The sequence below is a fragment of the Streptomyces roseicoloratus genome (genome assembly GCF_004117935.1).
In the GTDB taxonomy this organism is placed as follows: Bacteria; Actinomycetota; Actinomycetes; order Streptomycetales; family Streptomycetaceae; genus Streptomyces; species Streptomyces roseicoloratus.
Genome location: NZ_SDOY01000112.1, coordinates 57,694 through 76,424 on the forward strand (window position 1 = coordinate 57,694; position 18,731 = coordinate 76,424).

An 18,731-nucleotide genomic window follows, 5' to 3' on the forward strand; every position below is an offset into this window, starting at 1 on the left:
CCGTGGACAAGCCGACGCCCGGAGAGATGGAAGTCCACGCGCACCGCGTCCGCGAGCACATCGTCGACATGTGCTCGGGGCCCGAAGGCGGCCACCTGGGAGGCTCGCTGTCCGCCGTCGAGATCCTGGTGGCGCTGTTCTTCCACACCATGGACCTCGACCCGGCCGATCCGGAGTGGAAGGACAGGGACGCCTTCGTGCTCAGCAAGGGACACGCGGCGATGGCCCTCTACGCCACGCTCGCGGAACGGAACTTCATCGAGGCGGAGGAGATCGGCACCTTCTGCCGGACCGGCAGCCGACTGGCCACGCACGTCAACGTGGCCGTCCCGGGCGTCGAGTTCGCCACCGGATCCCTCGGCCACGGCCTGGCCCTGGCCAACGGCACGGCCTGGGCGCAGCGCCAGGCAGGCGGCCGGCCCGCGCGCACCTTCGTCCTCGTCGGCGACGGCGAGCTCCAGGAGGGCTCGGTCTGGGAGGCGGCCCAGGTGGGCCGGGCCCTGGACGCGGACAACCTCGTGGTGGTGATCGACGCCAACGAGTTCCAGCAGACCGGCGCCGTGCGCGACGTGAGCGACGGCGCGCCGATCGCCGGCCGGTGGGCCGGCTTCGGCTGGCACACCGTCGAGGTGGACGGGCACGACCTGGCGGCGCTCTGCGCGGCCTTCGACGAGGCGGCGCGGACGGAAGGGCCGACGGCGGTGGTCTGCCGGACGCAGAAGGCGAAGGGCGTGGGCGTGCTCGCCGGCCGGGCCGTCTCCCACTTCGTCCGTCTCGACGAGGCGAAGCTCCGGCGGATCAGGGCCGGCATGCGCCGCCCCGTCCAGCACGCGGCGACGACGGAGGAGACCGGCCGTGCCTGACATCGCACCGGAGCGGGTGAGCACGCGCGCCGCGTTCACCGACGCCCTGCCGGAACTCGCCGTACGGCACGGCGTGCTCGTCGTCGACACCGACACGGGAAGCATCAAGCCGACGCCCGGAATGGACTACCTCAACGTCGGCATCGCGGAGAACGCCGCCATCGGACTGGCCGCCGGTGCCGAACGCTGGGGACGGCGGGCCCTGGTCTGCACGTTCGCGGCCTTCTCGGTGAGCCGGGCGTACGAGTTCATCAAGCTCGACGTCGCCTACCCGCGGCGCCGCATCTGTGTCGTCGGCACCCACGGAGGCGCGAGCGGCGGCTGGCTGGGGCCGACGCACCACGCCACCGAGGACCTCGCGCTGATGAACGCGCTGCCGCACATGCGGGTGGTCGTCCCGGCCGACGCGCACCAGGCCGTGTCGCTGCTGGAGCAGTGCCTCCGGTACGACGGCCCGACCTACCTGAGGCTCGGGCGCAAGGATTCGCCGGTCTTCGGGGGACTGCCCGAACCGGAGCTCGGAATCCCGCAGGAGGTGCGCCCGGGACGGGACATCGCCCTGGTCGCCACGGGGCCCGAGATCCTGGCCACCGCACTGGAGGTGGCCGACCGGCTCGCCGGCGAGGGATACGACGCGCAGGTCGTCAACGTGCACACCGTCGACCCGGAGTCCGCCGACGCGGTCGGCCGGACGCTCGCCGGGTCGTGCCGGTGGCTGGTCACGCTGGAGGAGGCGTGGACCTCGGGCGGCATGGGCGCGCAGGTCGCCGCGGCGATCGGACACCGGGGCATCCCGTGGCTGCCGCTCGGCGTCAACGGCTTCCTTCCGCCGGGGACGCACGCGTCCCTGCTGGAAGAAAGCGGACTCACCACGGAGGCCGTGGTCGGCCGAGTGCTGAAGTTCGTCACCGCATCGCAGTGATCGAGAAAGGAAACGAGGACATGGATTCACAGTGCGTCAGCTGCTCCGGCGAGCTGCAGATAGCCGAGGACAGCTACGAGGGCGAGATCGTGAGCTGCCCCGGCTGTGCGGCGGAGCTCGAGATCTACTCGACGAACCCGCTGAAGCTCGTGATCGCCCCGGAGCCCGAAGAGGACTGGGGTGAGTGACCGGGGCGAGCGGAGGGGACGGCCGATGGGTCTCGGCATCCTCCTCTCCACCGTTCGCTACGAGGAGCGCCGGCTCCTGTCCGAGCTGGACCGCCGTGGTCTCCACGCGGTCCGGCTGGACCCCCGGACCCTCTCCTTCGGTCCGGAGGACACGGAGGGGTTCCGGGGCATGACGGTGCTCAACCGTGAGATCTCCAGCCAGCGGGCGGCGCTCGCGGCGGAGTCGCTCGAAGCCTTCGGCGCCCGTCCCGTGAACGACGCGTCGTCGACCCGGCTGTGCGGCAACAAGTGGTCCACGTACCTGCGGCTGAAGCAGTGCGGCGTTCCCACGCCGACCACGCTGCTGGCTCCGTCGGTGGAGGCGGGGACGAAGGCGATCGCATCGCTCGGCTACCCCGCCGTGGTCAAGCCGCTGAGCGCCTCCTGGGGCAACCGCGTCAGCCTGATCACCGATCGGCACGCGGCGGACGCCGTCCTGGAGCACTGCGCGGCGATGCCGTCGGCGGTCGCGAGGACCGTGATCGTCCAGGAGGCGATCCGTCCGGGTGCCCCGGACATGCGGGGGATCGTGGTCGACGGCGTCTGCGTGGGCGTCATCTCCCGGTCGGGCGGCGACTGGCGCAACAACGTGGCCAGGGGGGCGACGGTGGAGCACCTCGCGCCGGACGAGGAGATCCACGGGCTGTGTGTCCGGGCGGCGGTCGCCGTGGGCGCGCGGATCGCCGGCGTGGACCTGGTCCGGGACGCGGACGGAGGACTCATGGTGCTCGAGGTGAACTCCCGCGTGGAGTTCCAGGGATTCGAGGATGCGACGGGCGTCGACGTGGCCGCGAGGATCGTCGAGGCGTGCGCATCGGAAGCGATCGACGTGAAGGAAGCGATATGAAGCGCGTCGTAGTGGTGGGCGGCAGGGGTTTCGTGGGCGGTGAGCTGCTTCGCCTACTCGTCCACCACCCCGAGGTTCAGGTCACGGGCGTCACCTCCGACACCCAGGCCGGCCGCGCGGTGGAGAGCGCGCACCCCCCGCTGAGGGGAAGCGGTCTGCGGTACAGCCGACGGGCGGACCTGGAGCCGGCCGACCTCGTCTTCCTCGCCGGTGTCCACGGCTCCACGGCGGCGGTCCTCGACGAGATCGGCGCCCTCGCGCCGAAGCTCGTCGATCTGACCGCCGACTTCCGGATCCGGGATCCGGATCTCATGGAGCGCTATTACGGCTGGCGGCGCGAGGGGGAACGGGCCGAGGCGTTCGTCCGCGGTCTGCCCGAACTCCACCGCAAGGAGATCATCGACGCGGACCGGGTCGCCGTCCCCGGGTGCATGGCGACGAGCGCGATCCTCAGTCTCGCTCCGCTGGCCTCGCGAGGGCTGCTCCGCGAGGTCCAGGTCGACGCGCGGACCGGCAGCAGCGGCTCCGGCGCGTCCAGCGGCTCGGCCAACTCGCACGCCCTGCGCAGTGGGGTGATGCGGGTCTTCGCCCCGTTCGACCACCGGCACGAGGCCGAGGTGATGGAGGCGCTCGGCGTGGACGTGTCCATGACCGTCACCGCGACGCCGCAGGTGCGTGGCGTCCAGACGGTGACGAAGGTCGGCGTCGGTGAGGTGAGCGAGCGCGAGCTGCAGGCCATGTACCGCGAGGACTACGGAGCCGAGCCGTTCGTCCGCGTGGTGAACAGCCCGCGCGGCACGTACCGCTACCCGGACCCGAAGGTGCTGCTCGGTTCGAACTTCTGCGATGTCGGCATCGTCGCGGACAACCGCGGCAAGGCGCTCGCGATGGGCGGCCTCGACAACCTCGTGAAGGGGGCCGCGGGCGGCGCGGTGCAGTGCATGAACCTCATGCTCGGTCTCCCGGAGACGTGTGGACTCACGTTTCCCGGCCTGCATCCGGTGTGAGCATGATGAGAATCGTGGTGAAGTGGGGCGGCAGCCTCCAGGAGAACAGCAAGGCGATCGCGGACGACATCGCCGCCCTGTGCCGGGACCACCAGGTCACCGTGGTGCACGGCGGGTCCCGGGACATCGACGACACCATCCGTGAACTGGGCCTGCCGCGGCGGACCCTCCAGTCCCCGGACGGGATGGTGACCCGGTACACCGACGCGCAGACCCTGACCGCTCTCATGATGGCGATGCGCGGACGGACCCAGGCGCGGATCGTCTCGGAACTGGGCGCGCGGGGCGTCGTGGCCGTCGGACTGTCGGGCATGGACGGAGGACTGGTCCGCACCCGACGCAAGGCGGCGGTCCGCGCGGTCGTCGGCGACAGGGTCCGCGTGGTGCGCGACAACTTCGCCGGCAGCGTCGTCGAGGTGAACACGAGCGTCCTGGACGCCGTCCACGACCGCGACATGGTGCCCGTCGTCTGCCCTCCGGGCATGACGGCCGACGGGCAGGCGACCAACGTCGACGCCGACCGCATGGCCTGCGCGATCGCGGGGGCCTGGCGCGCCGACCGGCTGCTGCTGTTCACGGACACCCCCGGCCTGCTCGCCGACCGGGACGACCCCTCCTCGACCATCCGCTCGCTGAGCCGGGACGAGGCGGAGGAACTGGTGCCCCGCCTCAGCGGTGGCATGCGGATGAAGATCGCCGCCGCCGTCGAGGCGCTCGACAACGGCGCGCAGACGGTCCAGGTGTGCGACGGCCGCGTGGACTCGCCCCTCGCAGCAGCTCTGCGCGGGGCCGGCACCCTCATAGGAAAGGGCCTTGGCTCGCCGTGACGATCCGACATCTCAACGCTCCGGAGCAGGGGTTGACCGACGCCGAGGCCGTCGCGCTGCTCGCCGAGGTCGTGGCCATCCCCTCCGTCTCCGGCGGTGAACGGCAACTGGCCGAGCGGCTGCGGAACGTCGCTCTCGGCCTGGGCGCCGAAAGCCACCTCGACGAGGTGGGGAACGTGCACGTCGTCGTCGGGCACGGCGCGCACACGGTCATGCTGCTCAGCCATCTGGACACCGTGCCCGGCGCGGTGCCCTTCGAGCAGAGCGACCGGCTGATCCGGGGCCGTGGCGCCGTCGACGCCAAGGGGCCCCTGACGGCGATGCTCGTCGCCGCGCTGACCAGCCGCGACCTCGGCATCCGCATCCACTGGGTGGGCGTCGTCGAGGAGGAGGCGCTGTGGTCGCGGGGCGCCGAGCACGTCCGTGAGACCGTCCCCGTGCCCGACGCCGTGATCGTCGGGGAACCGAGTGGCGCGTCGTCGGTGACCCTGGGCTACAAGGGCATGGTCGAACTCAAGGTGACGTGCGACGTTCCCCGCACGCACACCGCGACCCCCGGGCCGAAGTCCAGCGAGATCCTGGTCCGGGCCCTCTCCGGGCTCCTCGACACCTACGCGGCCGACGGAAACGCGCACTTCAAGGACATCGGCATGATCATCAGGGACGGCCTGTTCGAGCCGTTCACGAGTTCGTGCTCGCTCACCTTCCGCACCCCTCCGGGCACGGACTCCGGCGAACTGCTCCGGAACGTCTCGGCGATCCTCGGCGGGGAGGTCGAGGTGGCGATGGTGTACGAGGTGCCGCCCGTCGTGGCCTCCCGGAGTTCCCTGTGCGTCCGCGCCCTGTCCCGCGCGATCCGGCTCGAGGGGTTCCAGCCCGGCCACAAGCTCAAGACGGGCACGAGCGACATGAACACCTTGAGCAGGACCTGGCAGGTCCCCATGGCCACCTACGGCCCCGGGGATTCCCACGAGGACCACACCGACAGCGAGCACATTCTCGTCCAGGAATACCTCGCCGGTATTCGCATTCTGCGAACAGCCCTGCGTGAAATCGAAACGTCTCTGAGGGGGACGGCTTCATGACGGAACAGCCGATGCTTCTGGCTCTGTGGTCCGTGCCGCGTTCACGTTCCACGGCATTCGAGCGGGCGATGTACGAACGCGGCGATTTCCTGGTGATCCACGAGCCGTTCTCGCGCGTGAGCGACTTCGGCGAGGTCGACGTCGAGGGCCGTACGTGCACGAGCCAGGAGCAGGTGATGGCCGCGCTCGTCGACCTGGCGGCCGGCCGGCCGGTCTTCTTCAAGGACACGACCGACTTCCGCATCGACCGCCTCGGCGCGAACCCCGGCTTCCTGGAGCGGTGCCGGCACGCGGCCATGGTCCGGAACCCCGGTGACACCGTGCGCTCGCACCTGGTGATGCAGGCCGACGCCCCGTCGGAGGCCATGGGGTTCGGGAACCTGTGGGACATCGTCTCGGCGGTGACGGACGCGGGCCTGCCGATGCACCTGGTCGACGGCGACCGGCTGGCCGACGACGCGGAGGCGGAGATGCGGCGGTACTGCGAGGCCGTGGGGATCGTGTTCATGGCCGAGTCCCTCGCGTTCCGGCGGGAACCCCCGGCGAGCTGGAAGGCCACCGAGCGCTGGCACGCCGGCGCCAGCGAGTCGAGCGCGCTGGGGGCGTCCCCCGCCGCGAGGAAGCGGCTGTCGGACGAGCTGGAGAACGTCGCCCTCGCCTTCGAGCGGGATCAGCTGCCGTACTACGAACGCATCAGGGAAACTCTCGGCGGAGTCGGCGTTTGACGTCCCGGGTCGCCGGTCCGGCACAGCGGAAACGGAATTGGCCGGTTTCCGAGGACCGCCGGGCGTCGTATGTCCCGGGACAGTAGGGTGCAGCGAGCGCCGAAGCTTATGGCATGGCGAGACGAATAACGCAGGAAAATGCGGGTCGAGGATGACAGGGGATCGGATATGACGTTGGGCCGGAATTTCACCAAACTCTGGTGGTCCCAGGGCCTGTCGAACCTTGGTGACGGTCTGGTGCTGGCCGCCGTGCCCCTCCTCGCCGTCACCATGACCCGCGACCCGTTGCTGGTCGCGGGGCTGAGCGTGGCGCAGTTCCTGCCGTGGCTCGTCTTCACCCTGCCGGCGGGGGCCCTCGCCGACCGCATCGACCGGCGACTCATCATGGTGGCGGGCAACCTGGTCCGTGCGGTGGGCTTCGGCCTGCTCGTCCTGACGCTCGTCGCCGACGTGCGCAGCATCGCGGTCCTCTACCTCGCGGTGTTCCTCGCCGGCACGGCCGAGACGCTCGTGGACAACGCGGCACTCACGGTGCCGCCGCGCCTGGTGCAGCGCGCCGACCTGGAGCGGGCGAACGGCCGGCTCTTCGCCACCCAGTCGGCCATCAACAACTTCATCGGACCCACCGCGGGTGCCGCCCTGTTCGCGATGTCGGCGGTCATGGTCTTCTCCTCCACGGCGGGGCTCTTCGCGCTCGGCGCGCTGGCCGCCTTCATGCTGCCGCGGATGATGCCGACCGCGACCGACACGAGTGGCGACAAGCACACGCCCGGCGAGGTCGTGCGCAGCATCAGGGAAGGCTGGTCGTACTTCTGGAACCACCGTCTGCTGCGGCGGGTGGCGTTCATCTCCGGTTCGATCAACCTGTTCTCGTCCGCCACCGGCGGTCTGCTCGTCCTCCTGGTGACCGGCCCCCTGGGCGTGTCCGCTTCGTGGTACGGCCTGTTCATCGCCATCCCGGCCGTGGGCGCCGTCCTCGGCTCGCTGATCGCCGCGCGGGTGGTTCCGGCCATCGGCGGCGGCCTGGTCACCTGGCTCGCCGCGCTCGTGCCCGCCGCCAGCTACGTCGTCCTCGGTCTCAGCGGCAGCATCGTCCTCTCCGAGGTCGTGATGTTCCTCGCCGCGGTCGCCACGGCCCTGAACCAGATCGTGGTCAGCACGCTCCGGCAGGCCGTCGTCCCCGACGGGCTCCTCGGCCGGGTCACCGCCGGCTACCGCCTGATCGTGCTCGGCGCGGTGCCGGTCGGGGCGCTCCTCGGCGGCGGCCTGGGGCGCTGGCTGGGCCCGGAGACCACGTTCGTCGTCTGCGGCGTCGGGCTGACGGCGGCGGCGGTCGTCTTCGCCTCCCGGGTCACGACCCGCGCCCTGCGCGAGGCGGAGGAGACCGCCCGGGCGGAGGCCTCCGAAGCGGTCGCCTGAACCCGAAGCCCGAACCGGCCTTTCCCACCGATCCCTTGAACAAGCCGGTCCTGAACAAGCCGGCCCCTGAACAAGCCGGCCCCCTCCCAGAAAGAGCACGCCCTGATGACCCTGATCCTGTCGCACACGACGGTCGACGCACGCGACCCCTACGCGCTGGCGCAATGGTGGTGCGAACTGGCGGAGTTCACCCCGCACGAGGGAGTGAGCCCGGGATCGGACGAGTGCTACGTGATCACCGGGACCGGACACACGGTGCTCTTCAACCTCGTGCCCGACGAGAAGACCGTGAAGAACCGCGTCCACTTCTGCCTGCGCCCCGACGGCCGCTCGCAGGACGAGGAGGTGGACCGTGCGATCGCGCTGGGAGCGAGCGTCGTCACCGACTTCCGCGGCTCGTACGGGTGGGTGGTCATGGCCGATCCGGAGGGCAACGAGTTCTGCGTCCTGTCCCGGAAGTAGAGGGGCCCTCCGCCCCGTGAGCCCAGTGAAGACCAACAGTCCAGAACAGGAGATCCCGTGACCGAGAACCACGGTGTGCGCGAGGTCGAGTACGAGCAGCCGACGAACGAGCTGGAGGAGGAGATCGCCGCCGTCATGGCGGAGGTCCTGTCCGTCGACCGGGTCGGCCGGCGCGACAGCTTCTACGACCTCGGCGGCACGTCGCTGTCCGCCATCCGCATCTGCGCCCGCATCGAGCGGCGGCTCGGTCTCCGCGTCGACCCCCTGTGGCTTCTCGACCACGACGAGCTGGCCGACTTCGCCGAGCAGATCCGGCTGGGTGCGGAATGACCGAGGTGAGGACTCCGCAGCCGCGCGGCGTGCACACCGCGGTGCTCCGGCACGCCGAGGCGTCCCCCGCCGCCCTCGCCCTGGTCCACGGAGACCAGCGCGTCGACTACCGGACGCTCACCGAGGCGTCGGCGACCCTGGCCGGCCGCCTCGTCGGATGGGGCGTGAAGCCCGGCGACATCGTCCCCCTCCTGGTGCCGCGCGGCGCCCACCTCGTCGCCGTCCAGCTCGCCGTGCTGATGAGCGGAGCCGCGTACGCCACCCTCGACCCGCGCTGGCCGGCGAGCCGCATCGAGGCGATCCTGTCCCAGCTCGACGACCCGGTCGTCCTCGGCCTGCCGGGCGGCGAGCCCCTCGGCGTCACCCGGACGATCGCCCCGGAGCCCCTGGCCGACCTGGCGCGGGCCGGTGCCGAGGACCGGTTCGAGCCGGTGTCCGTCGAGCTGGACGACCCGGCGATGGTGTTCTTCACCTCGGGCAGCACGGGCGTCCCGAAGGGGGTGCTCACCCCTCACCGCGCCGTCACCCGCATGTTCGGCCCGGGCGGACTGGACGGCTTCGGGCCGGGACGCATCGCCGCGCAGGTCGCGCCCGCGGCCTGGGACATGTACGCCTTCGAGCTGTGGGGCCAGCTGACCGCCGGCGGCGCCGTCGTCGTCGTCGACGACAACCACCTGATGCCCGGCCGGCTGCGCGCCCTCGTCGCCGACGACCACGTCGACACGATGTGGCTGACCACCTCCCTGTTCAACCTGATCGTCGACGAGGACCTCGACGCCTTCGAGGGACTGGAGACGCTCTACGTCGGCGGCGAGAAGCAGTCCCCGCGCCACGTCCGGATGTTCCTGGAACGCTTCCCCGGCCTGCCGCTCTGGAACGGTTTCGGACCGGCCGAGAACTGCATGCTGACGTCGGTGCACCGGATGGTGCCGGCCGACACCGACGTACCGTCGGGCATCCCCGTCGGCGTGCCCGTGCCCGGCACGACGGTGGTCCTCCTGCGGGAGGACGGCTCGCCCGCGGCACCCGGCGAGCGCGGCGAGATCGTCACCTTCGGGCCCGGAGTGGCCCTGGGCTATCTCCGCAACGAGCTGCTGACCCGCGAACGGTTCCCCGAGCTGGAGGTGGCGGGCGAGAAGCGCCGCGCCTACCGCACCGGCGACCTCGGGCTCTTCGACGACCGCGGGATCCTGCACTACCACGGCCGCGGCGACCGGCAGGTCAAGCTCAGCGGCAACCGGATCGAGCTGGGCGACATCGAGGCCGCCGCCGCGGCCACCCCCGGGATCCGCACCTGCGCCGCCGTCGCGCGCACCGACGAGGGCGGCACGGTCGACCACATCGCGCTGGTCTACACCCTCGTCGAGGGTCACTCGCCGACCCCGCGGGAGGTGCGCAGGCACCTCGCCACCCTGCTCCCGGCGTACGCCGTGCCCACCAGGTTCGAGCCGATGGACGAGCTGCCGCGACGCGAGAACGGCAAGGTCGACCTCACGGCTCTGGAGAGGCGCCCCGTCTGATGCGCGAATTCCCCCAGACCTTCGAACAGGAGGCGCTCTGGATCGCCGACCAGTTCATGGGCGCCCCCTCTCCGTTCCTCGAGACCTGGGCCCAGCACGTCACGGGCCCCCTCGACGTCCCCGCCCTGGAACGCGCCCTGAGCACCCTGGTGCGGCGGCACGAGGTGCTGCGCACCACCTTCACGCATGGCGAGACCGGCACGGTCCAGCGCGTCCACCCGGTCGGCGCCGTCCCCTTCGAACGGCTTCCGTGGCCCGGCGGGGACCTCCACGAGACCCTGCGCCGGGCCGGGCAGCGCCCGCTCGACCTCACCGAGTCGCCCGCCCGGATGACGGTGTACGACTACGCGCCGGACGAGTACGTGCTGCTGCTGCAGATCCACCACGTCGCCGTCGACGACGCCTCCCTGGCGCTGCTCGACCACGAGCTGTCCGCCCTGTACACCGAGGAGACCGGCGGCGAGCCGGCGAAGCTCACCCCGCCGGGAACGACGCTCGGCGCGTACGCCCTGCGGACGCGGGAGGCCGGGATCGCCCCGGAGGACCTGGCGTTCTGGGACGGTTTCCTGGACGGGGCGCCGCCCCTCACCCAGCTGCCGCCCCGGGCCCGCCCGCTGCCGGAACGCTCGGGCACCGCGTGCGACTGCGTCCGCGCCACCGTCCCCGACGAGCTCGGGCGGGCCGTCCGCGCGGCGGCCCGGTCGCTGCGCACCACCCCGAACGTCCTGATGAGCACCTGCCTGGCGGTCACCGTGGCGGCGGTGAACGGCGACGACGTCATCGTCTGCAGCCCCGTCTCCCGGCGCGGCGAGCCGGAGCTCGACCACGTCTTCGGCTGCCTCACCGACCTGCTTCCGGTGCGCTACCGGGTCCCCGCCGACGCCGGCTTCGCCGACGTGTGCGCCGCCGCGAAGCGCGTGTCCCTCGACGTACTGCGCCACCGCCACGTGCCGTTCACCATGGTCGGCGGCGTCAAGCGCGCGCGAGGCCTGACGTCCGGCACGCGCCTGAACCGGGTCGGCCTCGTGCTCGACGAGACCCCCGGCGACCTGTGCCTCCCCGGCCTGAGCTGCCGGCGCGTGCACGTCGGGGGTGCCGCGGCGAAGTCCGACTGGCTCCAGTACGTGGTCGCCGACGGCGACGGCTGGGACGTACGGGCCGACTACACCACCGCGTGCTTCACCGCAGACGAGGCGGCGGTGACGCTCCGGCAGTGGCTGACCGTGCTGGCGGCGGTCGCGGAAGACCCCCGGGTGCCGGTGCGCACCGTGTTCGGCCTGCTGGCCGGGACCGCATGACGCGGTGGGCGAACCGGCCGTGCGCCGGCCCGTGTGCGTCGCCCGTCGGCGACGCCCCTCCCCGATGTGAGCGGACGTCAAGAAAGAGAGCGACACGCCGGTGAAAACGGAACCGCGATCCCACCTGGCGACGCGCGACTGCGCGTGCGGTGCGACGGTATGGCTGACGGGCTTGCCCAGTTCAGGAAAGACGACGATAGCCAGGGCCGTGGCCGAGCGGCTCCGCGCCGAGGGGCACCGGGTGGAGGTGCTCGACGGCGACGAGTTCCGCGAGACCCTCTCGGCGGGGCTCGGCTTCAGCCGCGAGGACCGGCACACCAACGTCCAGCGCATCGGCCTGGTCGCGGAAGTGCTGGCCCGCAACGGCGTGCTGGCGCTGGTGCCCTCCATCGCCCCCTACGCCGACAGCCGGCGGGCGGTGCGGGAGCGCCACCGGGCCTCGCACACCCCGTACCTGGAGGTCCACGTCGCCACGCCGTCGAGCACCTGCTCCGAGCGCGACGTGAAGGGCCTGTACGCGAAGCAGGCGGCCGGTGAGATCTCGGGACTGACCGGGGTCGACGACCCGTACGAGGCACCCGACCTCCCCGACCTGCGCATCCCCGCACACGCGCAGACCGTCGCCGAGTCCGCCGCGTCCCTGCTGAGCCTCCTCGTGGAAAGGCGTCTGATATGAGTTCCCGCTCCCTCGACATCGTCGCGGACCACCGTTCCGCCCTCGGCCACCTGGACGTGCTCGAGTCCGAGGCCGTGCACATCATCCGTGAGGTGGCGGGCGAGTTCGCGCGGCCGGTGATCCTCTTCTCCGGCGGCAAGGACTCGATCGTCATGCTGCACCTGGCGTTGAAGGCCTTCGCACCGGCTCCCGTCCCGTTCGCCCTGCTGCACGTGGACACCGGGCACAACTTCCCCGAGGTCATCGAGTACCGCGACCGCGTGGTCGCCGAGCACGGGCTGCTCCTGCACGTCGCCTCCGTGCAGGAGTACATCGACCGCGGGGCCCTCAAGGAGCGCCCGGACGGCACCCGCAACCCGCTCCAGACCGTGCCGCTGACGGAGACGATCCGGCAGGAGAAGTTCGACGCCGTCTTCGGCGGCGGGCGCCGCGACGAGGAGAAGGCCCGCGCCAAGGAGCGGGTCTTCAGCCTCCGCGACGAGTTCTCGCAGTGGGACCCCCGCCGCCAGCGTCCGGAACTGTGGCGCCTGTACAACGGCCGCCACGCCCCCGGCGAGCACGTTCGCGTCTTCCCGCTGTCCAACTGGACCGAGCTGGACGTGTGGCAGTACATCGCCCGCGAGGGCATCGAGCTCCCGTCGATCTACTACGCCCACCGGCGGCCGGTCTTCCGGCGCGGCGGCATGTGGCTGACGGCCGGCGCATGGGGCGGCCCCACCGCGGACGAGCAGGTCGAGGACCGTCTGGTGCGGTACCGCACGGTCGGCGACATGTCCTGCACCGGTGCCGTGGACTCCGACGCGACCACCATCGGGAAAGTCATCTCCGAGATCGCCGCCTCCCGGCTGACCGAGCGCGGCGCCACCCGCGCCGACGACAAGATGTCCGAGGCCGCGATGGAAGACCGCAAGCGGGAAGGGTACTTCTAATGAGCACGACCACCGAGCAGCTCGCCGGCGCCCCGGCCACCACCCTGCTGCGCTTCGCCACCGCCGGCTCCGTCGACGACGGCAAGTCCACGCTCGTCGGACGGCTGCTGCACGACTCCAAGTCGGTGCTCGCCGACCAGATGGAGGCCGTGGAACAGGCGTCCCGCGGCCGCGGCGCCGAGGGCCCGGACCTCGCGCTGCTCACCGACGGCCTGCGGGCCGAGCGCGAGCAGGGCATCACCATCGACGTGGCCTACCGCTACTTCGCCACCCCGCGGCGGCGGTTCATCCTCGCCGACACCCCGGGCCACGTGCAGTACACCCGCAACATGGTCACCGGCGCCTCCACGGCCGAGCTGGCGGTCATCCTGGTCGACGCCCGCAAGGGTGTCGTCGAGCAGACCCGCCGGCACGCCGCCATCGCGGCCCTGCTGCGCGTCCCGCACGTCGTCCTCGCCGTGAACAAGATGGACCTGGTCGGCTACCAGGAGCCCGTCTTCGCCGCGGTCACCGAGGAGTTCACGGCCTTCGCGACGGAGCTGGGCGTCCCGGAGATCACCGCGATCCCGATCTCCGCGCTCGTCGGCGACAACGTCGTGGCGGCCTCCGCCCACATGGACTGGTACGGCGGCCCCACCGTCCTGGAGCACCTGGAAGGGGTGCAGCTGGCGGACGACGCGACGAGCGGGCCGCCCCGCCTCCCCGTGCAGCTGGTCATCCGGCACGACGGGGAACGCCATTACGCGGGGCAGCTGGTCACCGGCCGCCTGCGGGTCGGGGACACGGTGACCGTGCAGCCCTCCGGCCGCGTCACCACCGTCACCGCGATCGACGTCCTCGGACGACCGGCCGAGGTCGCGTCCGCGGGGGCGTCCCTCAGCGTCCGCCTCGCCGACCAGATCGACGTCGGGCGCGGCGACATGATCACCGCCGGCCCGCGAGCCCCCCGTCTCACCAAGGCCGTCGAGGCGACCGCGTGCCACGTCGCCGACACCCCGCTCACCGTCGGCCGGCGGCTGCTGCTCAAGCACACCACCCGGACCGTCAAGGCGATCGTCGAGGAGATCCCGTCGCGGCTCACGCTCGACGACCTCTCCCAGCACCCCGAGCCGGGTCAGCTCGTCGCCAACGACATCGGTCACATCAGGGTGCGCACCGCGGAGCCCCTCGCCCTCGACTCCTACGCCGGCTCGCGGCACACCGGCTCGTTCCTGCTGATCGACCCGGTCGACGGCACGACCCTGGCGGCGTGCATGGCGGGCGAGCCGTTCGGAGCCAGGACCGCCGAGCCGGGTGCCGCCGAGCCGGGTGCCGCCGACGACGGATGGGACTTCTAGGGCGATCCCGCGGCTCCGGCGGGAGCCGGCCGCTCCGGCCGGAGCCGGTCACCGAGGACGTGAAGGCCGGCGCGCGGATAGGGTGGTCGGGCATGGGCGTCAGGGGTCTTCCAGGAGGTTGTGCGTGGGGCCGGAGGCTCCGGCGGTTCGGGTGCCGGTGGGGGAAGGGGCCGGGCGGTGGACGAGCCGGGCCGCTCAGCGGCGCGTCCTGCTGGTGGTCCACAACGTCACCTCGGCCGGTCGGCTGCTCGACCTGCTCCCGCTGTTCCACGACGACTTCCGCGTCCAGGTGCTGGTCACCTCGACCGGCTCGTCCGCCTTCCAGGGCGGTATCCGGGAGCTCTTCCGCGATCTGGAGCTGCCCGAACTGCCGTGGAGCCAGGCGCTCTCCACTCCGCTCGACCTGGCGATCTCGGCGAGCTTCGGGGGCGAACTCGAGCTCATTCAGGGCAAGTTGAGCATCCTGTCCCATGGGGTCGGATACACTAAGAAACTGGGCAAGCCGGGAGCCGGGAGCCGGGAGCCGACGTTCGGGTTGTCGTCGGAGTGGCTGCTGGCCGGCGGGCGGCGCTTCGTCGACGGGCTCGTCCTCTCCCACCCCGAGCAGCTGGAGCGGCTGGCCCGCGTCTGCGCCGAGGCGACGCCCGCCGCCGTACTCGCCGGCGACCCCTGTTTCGACCGCATGCTCGCCGCGCGCCCGTACCGCGACCGGTTCCGGCGTGCGCTCGGCGTGCGCCGGGGGCAGCGGCTCGTCGTCCTGAACTCCACCTGGAACCCGGAAGGGCTCTTCGGCAACGGCGGCGGGCAGGACGTCCTGCCCGCGCTGCTTCCGCGCCTCGCCGCCGAACTGCCCGCTGACGACTACCGCCTGGCAGCCGTGCTCCACCCGAACATCTGGTACGGGCACGGCCCCGGCCAGATCCGCGCCTGGCTGGACCGGGCCCGGCGCGACGGACTGACGCTCGTCGACCCCGTCCACGAGTGGCGCCAGGCCCTGCTCGCCGCCGACCTCGTCCTCGGGGACTTCGGCGCGGTCTCGTACTACGCCGCCGCCCTGGGCACCCCCGTGCTCCTGGCCGCCGACGGAGCCGGCGTCCTCGATCCCGAGGCGCCGCTCGCGGAGTTCGTCCGTCGCGCACCCCGGCTCGAGCCGCGCGCTCCCCTGCTTCCCCAGGTACGGCGCGGCATCGACGCCCACCGCCCCGATCCCGCCCACGCCGGGTTCGTCACCTCGGAGCCCGGGCGGTCGGCCGCACTCCTGCGTCGGCACTTCTACGCCCTGATGGACCTGCCGGAACCGACCGGACCCGCCGCCCTGGAGCCGCTCCCGCTCCCTCCGTACCGCCCCGGGAAGGTGACCTCCCCGCTGCACGTGAGGACCCGCGTGGAGGGGACGGACGTCGTGGTCGAGCGGTCCACCGGGCACCCGCCCGGCGCCGCCGGCGACGCGCACCTCGCCGTGCACGAGGACACGCGCCATCCCGGCGACCTCGACGTGGCGGACCTGATCCTGCGCGACGCGGCCGCGGACGACCCCCGGCTGGGCGGCCCCGGCACGTGGACGGCCGAGGTGCTGCGCCTGCACCCGCACTGCTCGACGGCCGCGTACGTGACGGGGCCGCATGCCTGTGTCGTACGCAGCCGGGGGCGGCGCGGGACGTTCCGGCTGACCGCCGACACGGGCGCGGACGGCGGGGCCGGGGCGGGCGCCGGGGCCCGGGACCGGGCCCCGGGTGATGCCGACCCGGCCGCCTACGCCTCCGCGTTCCACGTCTGGCTGGCGTACGGCGGCACGGTCCCCGAGCGCGGGATCGTGCTCCGGCTGCACGGTGCCGGCGGCGTCCATCCGTTCCGGGTGGAGGCGGAGGGGTGAGCCGGGCCGGCGACCCGGTCCGGCGGCGCGGCTACCGGGCGGCCGTACCCGCCTCGCACCGGCGGCGCAGGCCGGCCAGGTACGCGCGGTGCGGAGCGGCCGAGGCGGGCAGCAGCGTCTCGGCCTCGGCGATCCTCGCCAGGGCCGCCGTGTCGTCGCCCGCGTCGTGGAGCGTCTCCGCCAGGTCCGTGAGGGCGCGGGCCTGGTTGTACGCCTCCGGCGGTGCTCCGGTGCGGCCCGCGAAGAAGTCCACGGCACGGTTCAGGCAGTGCGCGGACTCGTCCAGGCGGTCCATCCCGCGCAGGGCCCGTCCGCGGTGGCGCTCGATCAGGGCGAGGGCCCGGGGCAGGTCGGACGCGCCGTCCTCGTCCGGACCGATCCTCCGGTAGACGGACTCGGCCTCGGCGAACCTCTCGTGCGCCTCCTCGTACGCCCAGCGGTTGAGGCTCAGCAGGCCCAGCAGTTCCACGGCCGAGGCCTCGCCCCGGAGGTGACCGGCGGCCCGTTCGTACGTGACGGCCGCCCGGGCCGCCCGGTTCGCCCGCTCCCACTGCCCCGTCTCCCCCAGGCAATGGGCCAGCTGGAAGTGCAGGGCCGCCGCCATCCGCTCGTCCGCGCGGCTCTCCTCGGCCAGCCGTGCCGCGGCCCGCAGCGCCGGAAGCACCTCGTCCCAGTACCCCGCCTTGAGCTGCAACGGCCACAGCGAACGGGCCAGCCACAGCGCCGTGTCGGTCCGTCCGTGCTCCTCGGCGAGGACGACCGCCCGGGCCACGTCGGCGACCTCGGCGGCCAGGACGGCGATGCCGTCGACGGCGGAGGCGGAGGCGGAGGCGGAGGTGGAGGCCGAAGGCGAAGCGGGCTCGTGCTCCGCCGGCACCTCCGTCCGCCAGCTCTGCGGCAGGGCCGCACGGGCCGCGGGCAGCACCAGCGCGAGCAGCGCACCGAGCATCCGGTCCACGGCGTCCGCGCAGGCCCCGAGGCCGTACTCGGCGGCGGCGGTCTCGGCCAGCTGCCTCCTGATCTCGGGCCGGAAGCGGTACCGGTGGTCGGGCAGGGCGTCGAGCAGTCCGACGTCGGCCGCCTCGGCGAGCAGCCGCGCCGCCGTCGCCTCGTGCACCTCGGCCGCGGCCGACGCGATCCCGGCGCCGACGGACGGCCAGGCGCCGAGCGCCGTGAGCCGGCACAGCCGCAGCGCCTCCGGGCCGAGCCGCAGCGAGGCGAGGTGCGCGGCGGTGCGCACGGGGTGGTCCGCGCCGGCGTCCGGCCGCGCCCCGGGGCGGGGGGATCCGAGCGGGGGTACGGCGTGTGGTCCGGGCGCCCGTGCCGCTCCCGGCCCTTCGCCGTCGCCGTGGGTCAGCAGCCGCGCCTCCGCGTGGAGGGCGAAGGCGTTGCCCCGGCAGCGTTCGAGCAGCCCGGGCAGCCGGGCCTTGACCCGCGCCGCGTGCTCGGGCCCGGCCACCTTCCGTACGAGCTGCTTCGCGTGCCGGTCGGACAGCGGCGGTACGGCGACGCGCTCGGCCTCCAGCAGCAGCGGCGGTCCGGACACGACCACGACCAGCAGCACGTCGGGCGTCGCCGGCACGAGGGCGCGGACCTGCGCCGGCGAGGTGGTGTGGTCGATCACCACGAGCACCTTCCGCTCCGCGGTGAGCTGCCGGTACAGCCGCTCGCGGCCCGCCTCGGTCGCCGGGATCAGGTCCGGGTCCACGTCCATCTCGCGCAGCAGGCGCAGCAGGACGCCCGCGGGCTCCGGCCCGTTCTCCCCCGACGCGGCGCGCAGGTCGACGTAGTACTGCCCGTCGGGGAACCGGTCGCGCGTCTCCGCCGCCAGCCGCAGCGCCACCGACGTGGAGCCGCTGCCCGCGGGTCCCGACAGCAGGACGACCCGGGGCCGGCCCTCCCACGGGCGGTGCGCCTCCCGTACCAGCTGCTTGAGCACCTTCTCCTGGTTGGTGAACGCCCACGGGGCCGGTGGCATCGCGCCCTGGGACGGTTCGACGGCCCCGCTCGGCACGCCCGGCAGGCCGGTGACGCCCCGTCCGCCGGAGCCTCCGGACCCGCCGGTCCCGCCCTCCAGCATCAGCGCCCATTCGCCGGCCCGCCGCGGGTCACGGCCGAGCCGCGCGTGTACGCGTTCCGCCAGCGCGCGCCTCTCCTCCGCGCCGGCCGGCAACGGGGTCTCACGGCCGAGGGTCCGCCGCACCAGGGCGCCCGCGGACAGGGTCAGGTTCTTGCCGATCTCTCCGGCGGCGCCGTTTCCCACCCCGAGCAGGAACGTGGTCAGCGCACTGAGCGCCACGACCTCCAGCATGTCGGCCCCTCCCCCTGGTCGCCGGCCCGGATCCGGATGCCCGGTGCCCGATGCCGATCCTGCCGGACCCCGG

18 protein-coding genes are annotated in these 18,731 nt (G+C 72.8%); 17 read left to right on the plus strand and 1 reads right to left on the minus strand.

Annotated features, from left to right (window positions below):
• Positions 1-26 precede the first annotated feature (26 nt).
• The 17 genes from ESG85_RS13630 to ESG85_RS13710 all read left to right on the plus strand — a co-directional run bounded on the left by ESG85_RS13630 (position 27) and on the right by ESG85_RS13710 (position 16,347).
• On the plus strand, positions 27-863 hold the full coding sequence (locus ESG85_RS13630; RefSeq protein WP_128978941.1) for a transketolase: 837 nt from the start codon (positions 27-29) through the stop codon (positions 861-863).
• The gene (locus ESG85_RS13635; RefSeq protein WP_128978943.1) at positions 856-1,785 is read left to right on the plus strand and encodes a transketolase family protein; all 930 of its coding nucleotides are present in this window, start codon (positions 856-858) and stop codon (positions 1,783-1,785) included. The genes ESG85_RS13630 and ESG85_RS13635 overlap by 8 nt, the downstream gene beginning before the upstream one ends.
• A gap of 20 nt (positions 1,786-1,805) precedes the next feature.
• Complete coding sequence (locus tag ESG85_RS13640; protein WP_128978945.1) at positions 1,806-1,973, plus strand: lysine biosynthesis protein LysW; 168 nt, start codon at positions 1,806-1,808, stop codon at positions 1,971-1,973.
• A 25-nt stretch (positions 1,974-1,998) separates the two neighbouring features.
• Positions 1,999-2,859, plus strand: coding sequence for an ATP-grasp domain-containing protein (locus ESG85_RS13645; RefSeq protein ID WP_128978947.1), 861 nt, complete (start codon positions 1,999-2,001; stop codon positions 2,857-2,859).
• Complete coding sequence (gene argC, locus ESG85_RS13650; protein ID WP_128978949.1) at positions 2,856-3,866, plus strand: N-acetyl-gamma-glutamyl-phosphate reductase; 1,011 nt, start codon at positions 2,856-2,858, stop codon at positions 3,864-3,866. The genes ESG85_RS13645 and argC overlap by 4 nt, the downstream gene beginning before the upstream one ends.
• A gap of 2 nt (positions 3,867-3,868) precedes the next feature.
• Positions 3,869-4,693 carry a [LysW]-aminoadipate kinase gene (locus ESG85_RS13655; RefSeq protein ID WP_128978951.1) on the plus strand — a complete coding sequence of 275 codons (825 nt, stop codon included), beginning with the start codon at positions 3,869-3,871 and terminating at the stop codon, positions 4,691-4,693.
• Positions 4,690-5,778, plus strand: a complete 1,089-nt coding sequence (locus ESG85_RS13660; RefSeq protein ID WP_164986237.1) for a M20/M25/M40 family metallo-hydrolase — start codon at positions 4,690-4,692, stop codon at positions 5,776-5,778. The genes ESG85_RS13655 and ESG85_RS13660 overlap by 4 nt, the downstream gene beginning before the upstream one ends.
• A gap of 11 nt (positions 5,779-5,789) precedes the next feature.
• Complete coding sequence (locus ESG85_RS13665) at positions 5,790-6,503, plus strand: sulfotransferase family protein (RefSeq protein ID WP_128978955.1); 714 nt, start codon at positions 5,790-5,792, stop codon at positions 6,501-6,503.
• Between the two features lie 168 nt (positions 6,504-6,671).
• Positions 6,672-7,922, plus strand: coding sequence for an MFS transporter (locus ESG85_RS13670; protein WP_128978957.1), 1,251 nt, complete (start codon positions 6,672-6,674; stop codon positions 7,920-7,922).
• Positions 7,923-8,027: 105 nt separating this feature from the next.
• Positions 8,028-8,384: a VOC family protein gene (locus tag ESG85_RS13675; RefSeq protein ID WP_128978959.1), complete on the plus strand. Its 357-nt coding sequence runs from the start codon at positions 8,028-8,030 to the stop codon at positions 8,382-8,384.
• A gap of 57 nt (positions 8,385-8,441) precedes the next feature.
• A complete protein-coding gene (locus tag ESG85_RS13680; protein WP_128978961.1) occupies positions 8,442-8,714 on the plus strand; it encodes a phosphopantetheine-binding protein in 273 nt (90 codons plus the stop codon).
• Positions 8,711-10,234 (plus strand): amino acid adenylation domain-containing protein, encoded by a 1,524-nt coding sequence (locus ESG85_RS13685; protein WP_128978963.1) that lies wholly within the window; start codon positions 8,711-8,713, stop codon positions 10,232-10,234. Before ESG85_RS13680 ends, ESG85_RS13685 begins: the two co-directional genes overlap by 4 nt.
• Entirely contained in the window at positions 10,234-11,532 is a 1,299-nt protein-coding gene (locus tag ESG85_RS13690; RefSeq protein ID WP_128978965.1) for a condensation domain-containing protein, read from the plus strand. Before ESG85_RS13685 ends, ESG85_RS13690 begins: the two co-directional genes overlap by 1 nt.
• A gap of 124 nt (positions 11,533-11,656) precedes the next feature.
• Positions 11,657-12,208 (plus strand): adenylyl-sulfate kinase, encoded by a 552-nt coding sequence (gene cysC / locus ESG85_RS13695; RefSeq protein ID WP_128979156.1) that lies wholly within the window; start codon positions 11,657-11,659, stop codon positions 12,206-12,208.
• Positions 12,205-13,137, plus strand: a complete 933-nt coding sequence (gene cysD, locus ESG85_RS13700) for a sulfate adenylyltransferase subunit CysD (protein ID WP_128978967.1) — start codon at positions 12,205-12,207, stop codon at positions 13,135-13,137. Before cysC ends, cysD begins: the two co-directional genes overlap by 4 nt.
• On the plus strand, positions 13,137-14,474 hold the full coding sequence (locus ESG85_RS13705; RefSeq protein WP_128978969.1) for a sulfate adenylyltransferase subunit 1: 1,338 nt from the start codon (positions 13,137-13,139) through the stop codon (positions 14,472-14,474). Before cysD ends, ESG85_RS13705 begins: the two co-directional genes overlap by 1 nt.
• 124 nt (positions 14,475-14,598) lie before the next feature.
• Entirely contained in the window at positions 14,599-16,347 is a 1,749-nt protein-coding gene (locus ESG85_RS13710; protein ID WP_246094992.1) for a hypothetical protein, read from the plus strand.
• Positions 16,348-16,378: 31 nt separating this feature from the next.
• Here ESG85_RS13710 and ESG85_RS13715 read toward each other — a convergent pair whose 3' ends face one another.
• Positions 16,379-18,658 carry an ATP-binding protein gene (locus ESG85_RS13715; RefSeq protein ID WP_128978971.1) on the minus strand — a complete coding sequence of 760 codons (2,280 nt, stop codon included), beginning with the start codon at positions 18,656-18,658 and terminating at the stop codon, positions 16,379-16,381.
• Positions 18,659-18,731 lie beyond the last annotated feature (73 nt).

What these genes read in the sequence shown, in the direction of transcription:
- cysD (WP_128978967.1), top strand. Translation starts at nt 12,205, where the DNA reads ATGAGTTCCCGCTCCCTCGACATCGTCGCGGACCACCGTTCCGCCCTC.
- ESG85_RS13670 (WP_128978957.1), top strand. Translation starts at nt 6,672, where the DNA reads ATGACGTTGGGCCGGAATTTCACCAAACTCTGGTGGTCCCAGGGCCTG.
- ESG85_RS13715 (WP_128978971.1), bottom strand. Translation starts at nt 18,658, where the DNA reads ATGCTGGAGGTCGTGGCGCTCAGTGCGCTGACCACGTTCCTGCTCGGG.
- ESG85_RS13630 (WP_128978941.1), top strand. Translation starts at nt 27, where the DNA reads ATGGAAGTCCACGCGCACCGCGTCCGCGAGCACATCGTCGACATGTGC.
- ESG85_RS13690 (WP_128978965.1), top strand. Translation starts at nt 10,234, where the DNA reads ATGCGCGAATTCCCCCAGACCTTCGAACAGGAGGCGCTCTGGATCGCC.
- ESG85_RS13640 (WP_128978945.1), top strand. Translation starts at nt 1,806, where the DNA reads ATGGATTCACAGTGCGTCAGCTGCTCCGGCGAGCTGCAGATAGCCGAG.
- ESG85_RS13665 (WP_128978955.1), top strand. Translation starts at nt 5,790, where the DNA reads ATGCTTCTGGCTCTGTGGTCCGTGCCGCGTTCACGTTCCACGGCATTC.
- argC (WP_128978949.1), top strand. Translation starts at nt 2,856, where the DNA reads ATGAAGCGCGTCGTAGTGGTGGGCGGCAGGGGTTTCGTGGGCGGTGAG.
- ESG85_RS13685 (WP_128978963.1), top strand. Translation starts at nt 8,711, where the DNA reads ATGACCGAGGTGAGGACTCCGCAGCCGCGCGGCGTGCACACCGCGGTG.
- ESG85_RS13655 (WP_128978951.1), top strand. Translation starts at nt 3,869, where the DNA reads ATGATGAGAATCGTGGTGAAGTGGGGCGGCAGCCTCCAGGAGAACAGC.
- ESG85_RS13705 (WP_128978969.1), top strand. Translation starts at nt 13,137, where the DNA reads ATGAGCACGACCACCGAGCAGCTCGCCGGCGCCCCGGCCACCACCCTG.
- ESG85_RS13645 (WP_128978947.1), top strand. Translation starts at nt 1,999, where the DNA reads ATGGGTCTCGGCATCCTCCTCTCCACCGTTCGCTACGAGGAGCGCCGG.
- ESG85_RS13675 (WP_128978959.1), top strand. Translation starts at nt 8,028, where the DNA reads ATGACCCTGATCCTGTCGCACACGACGGTCGACGCACGCGACCCCTAC.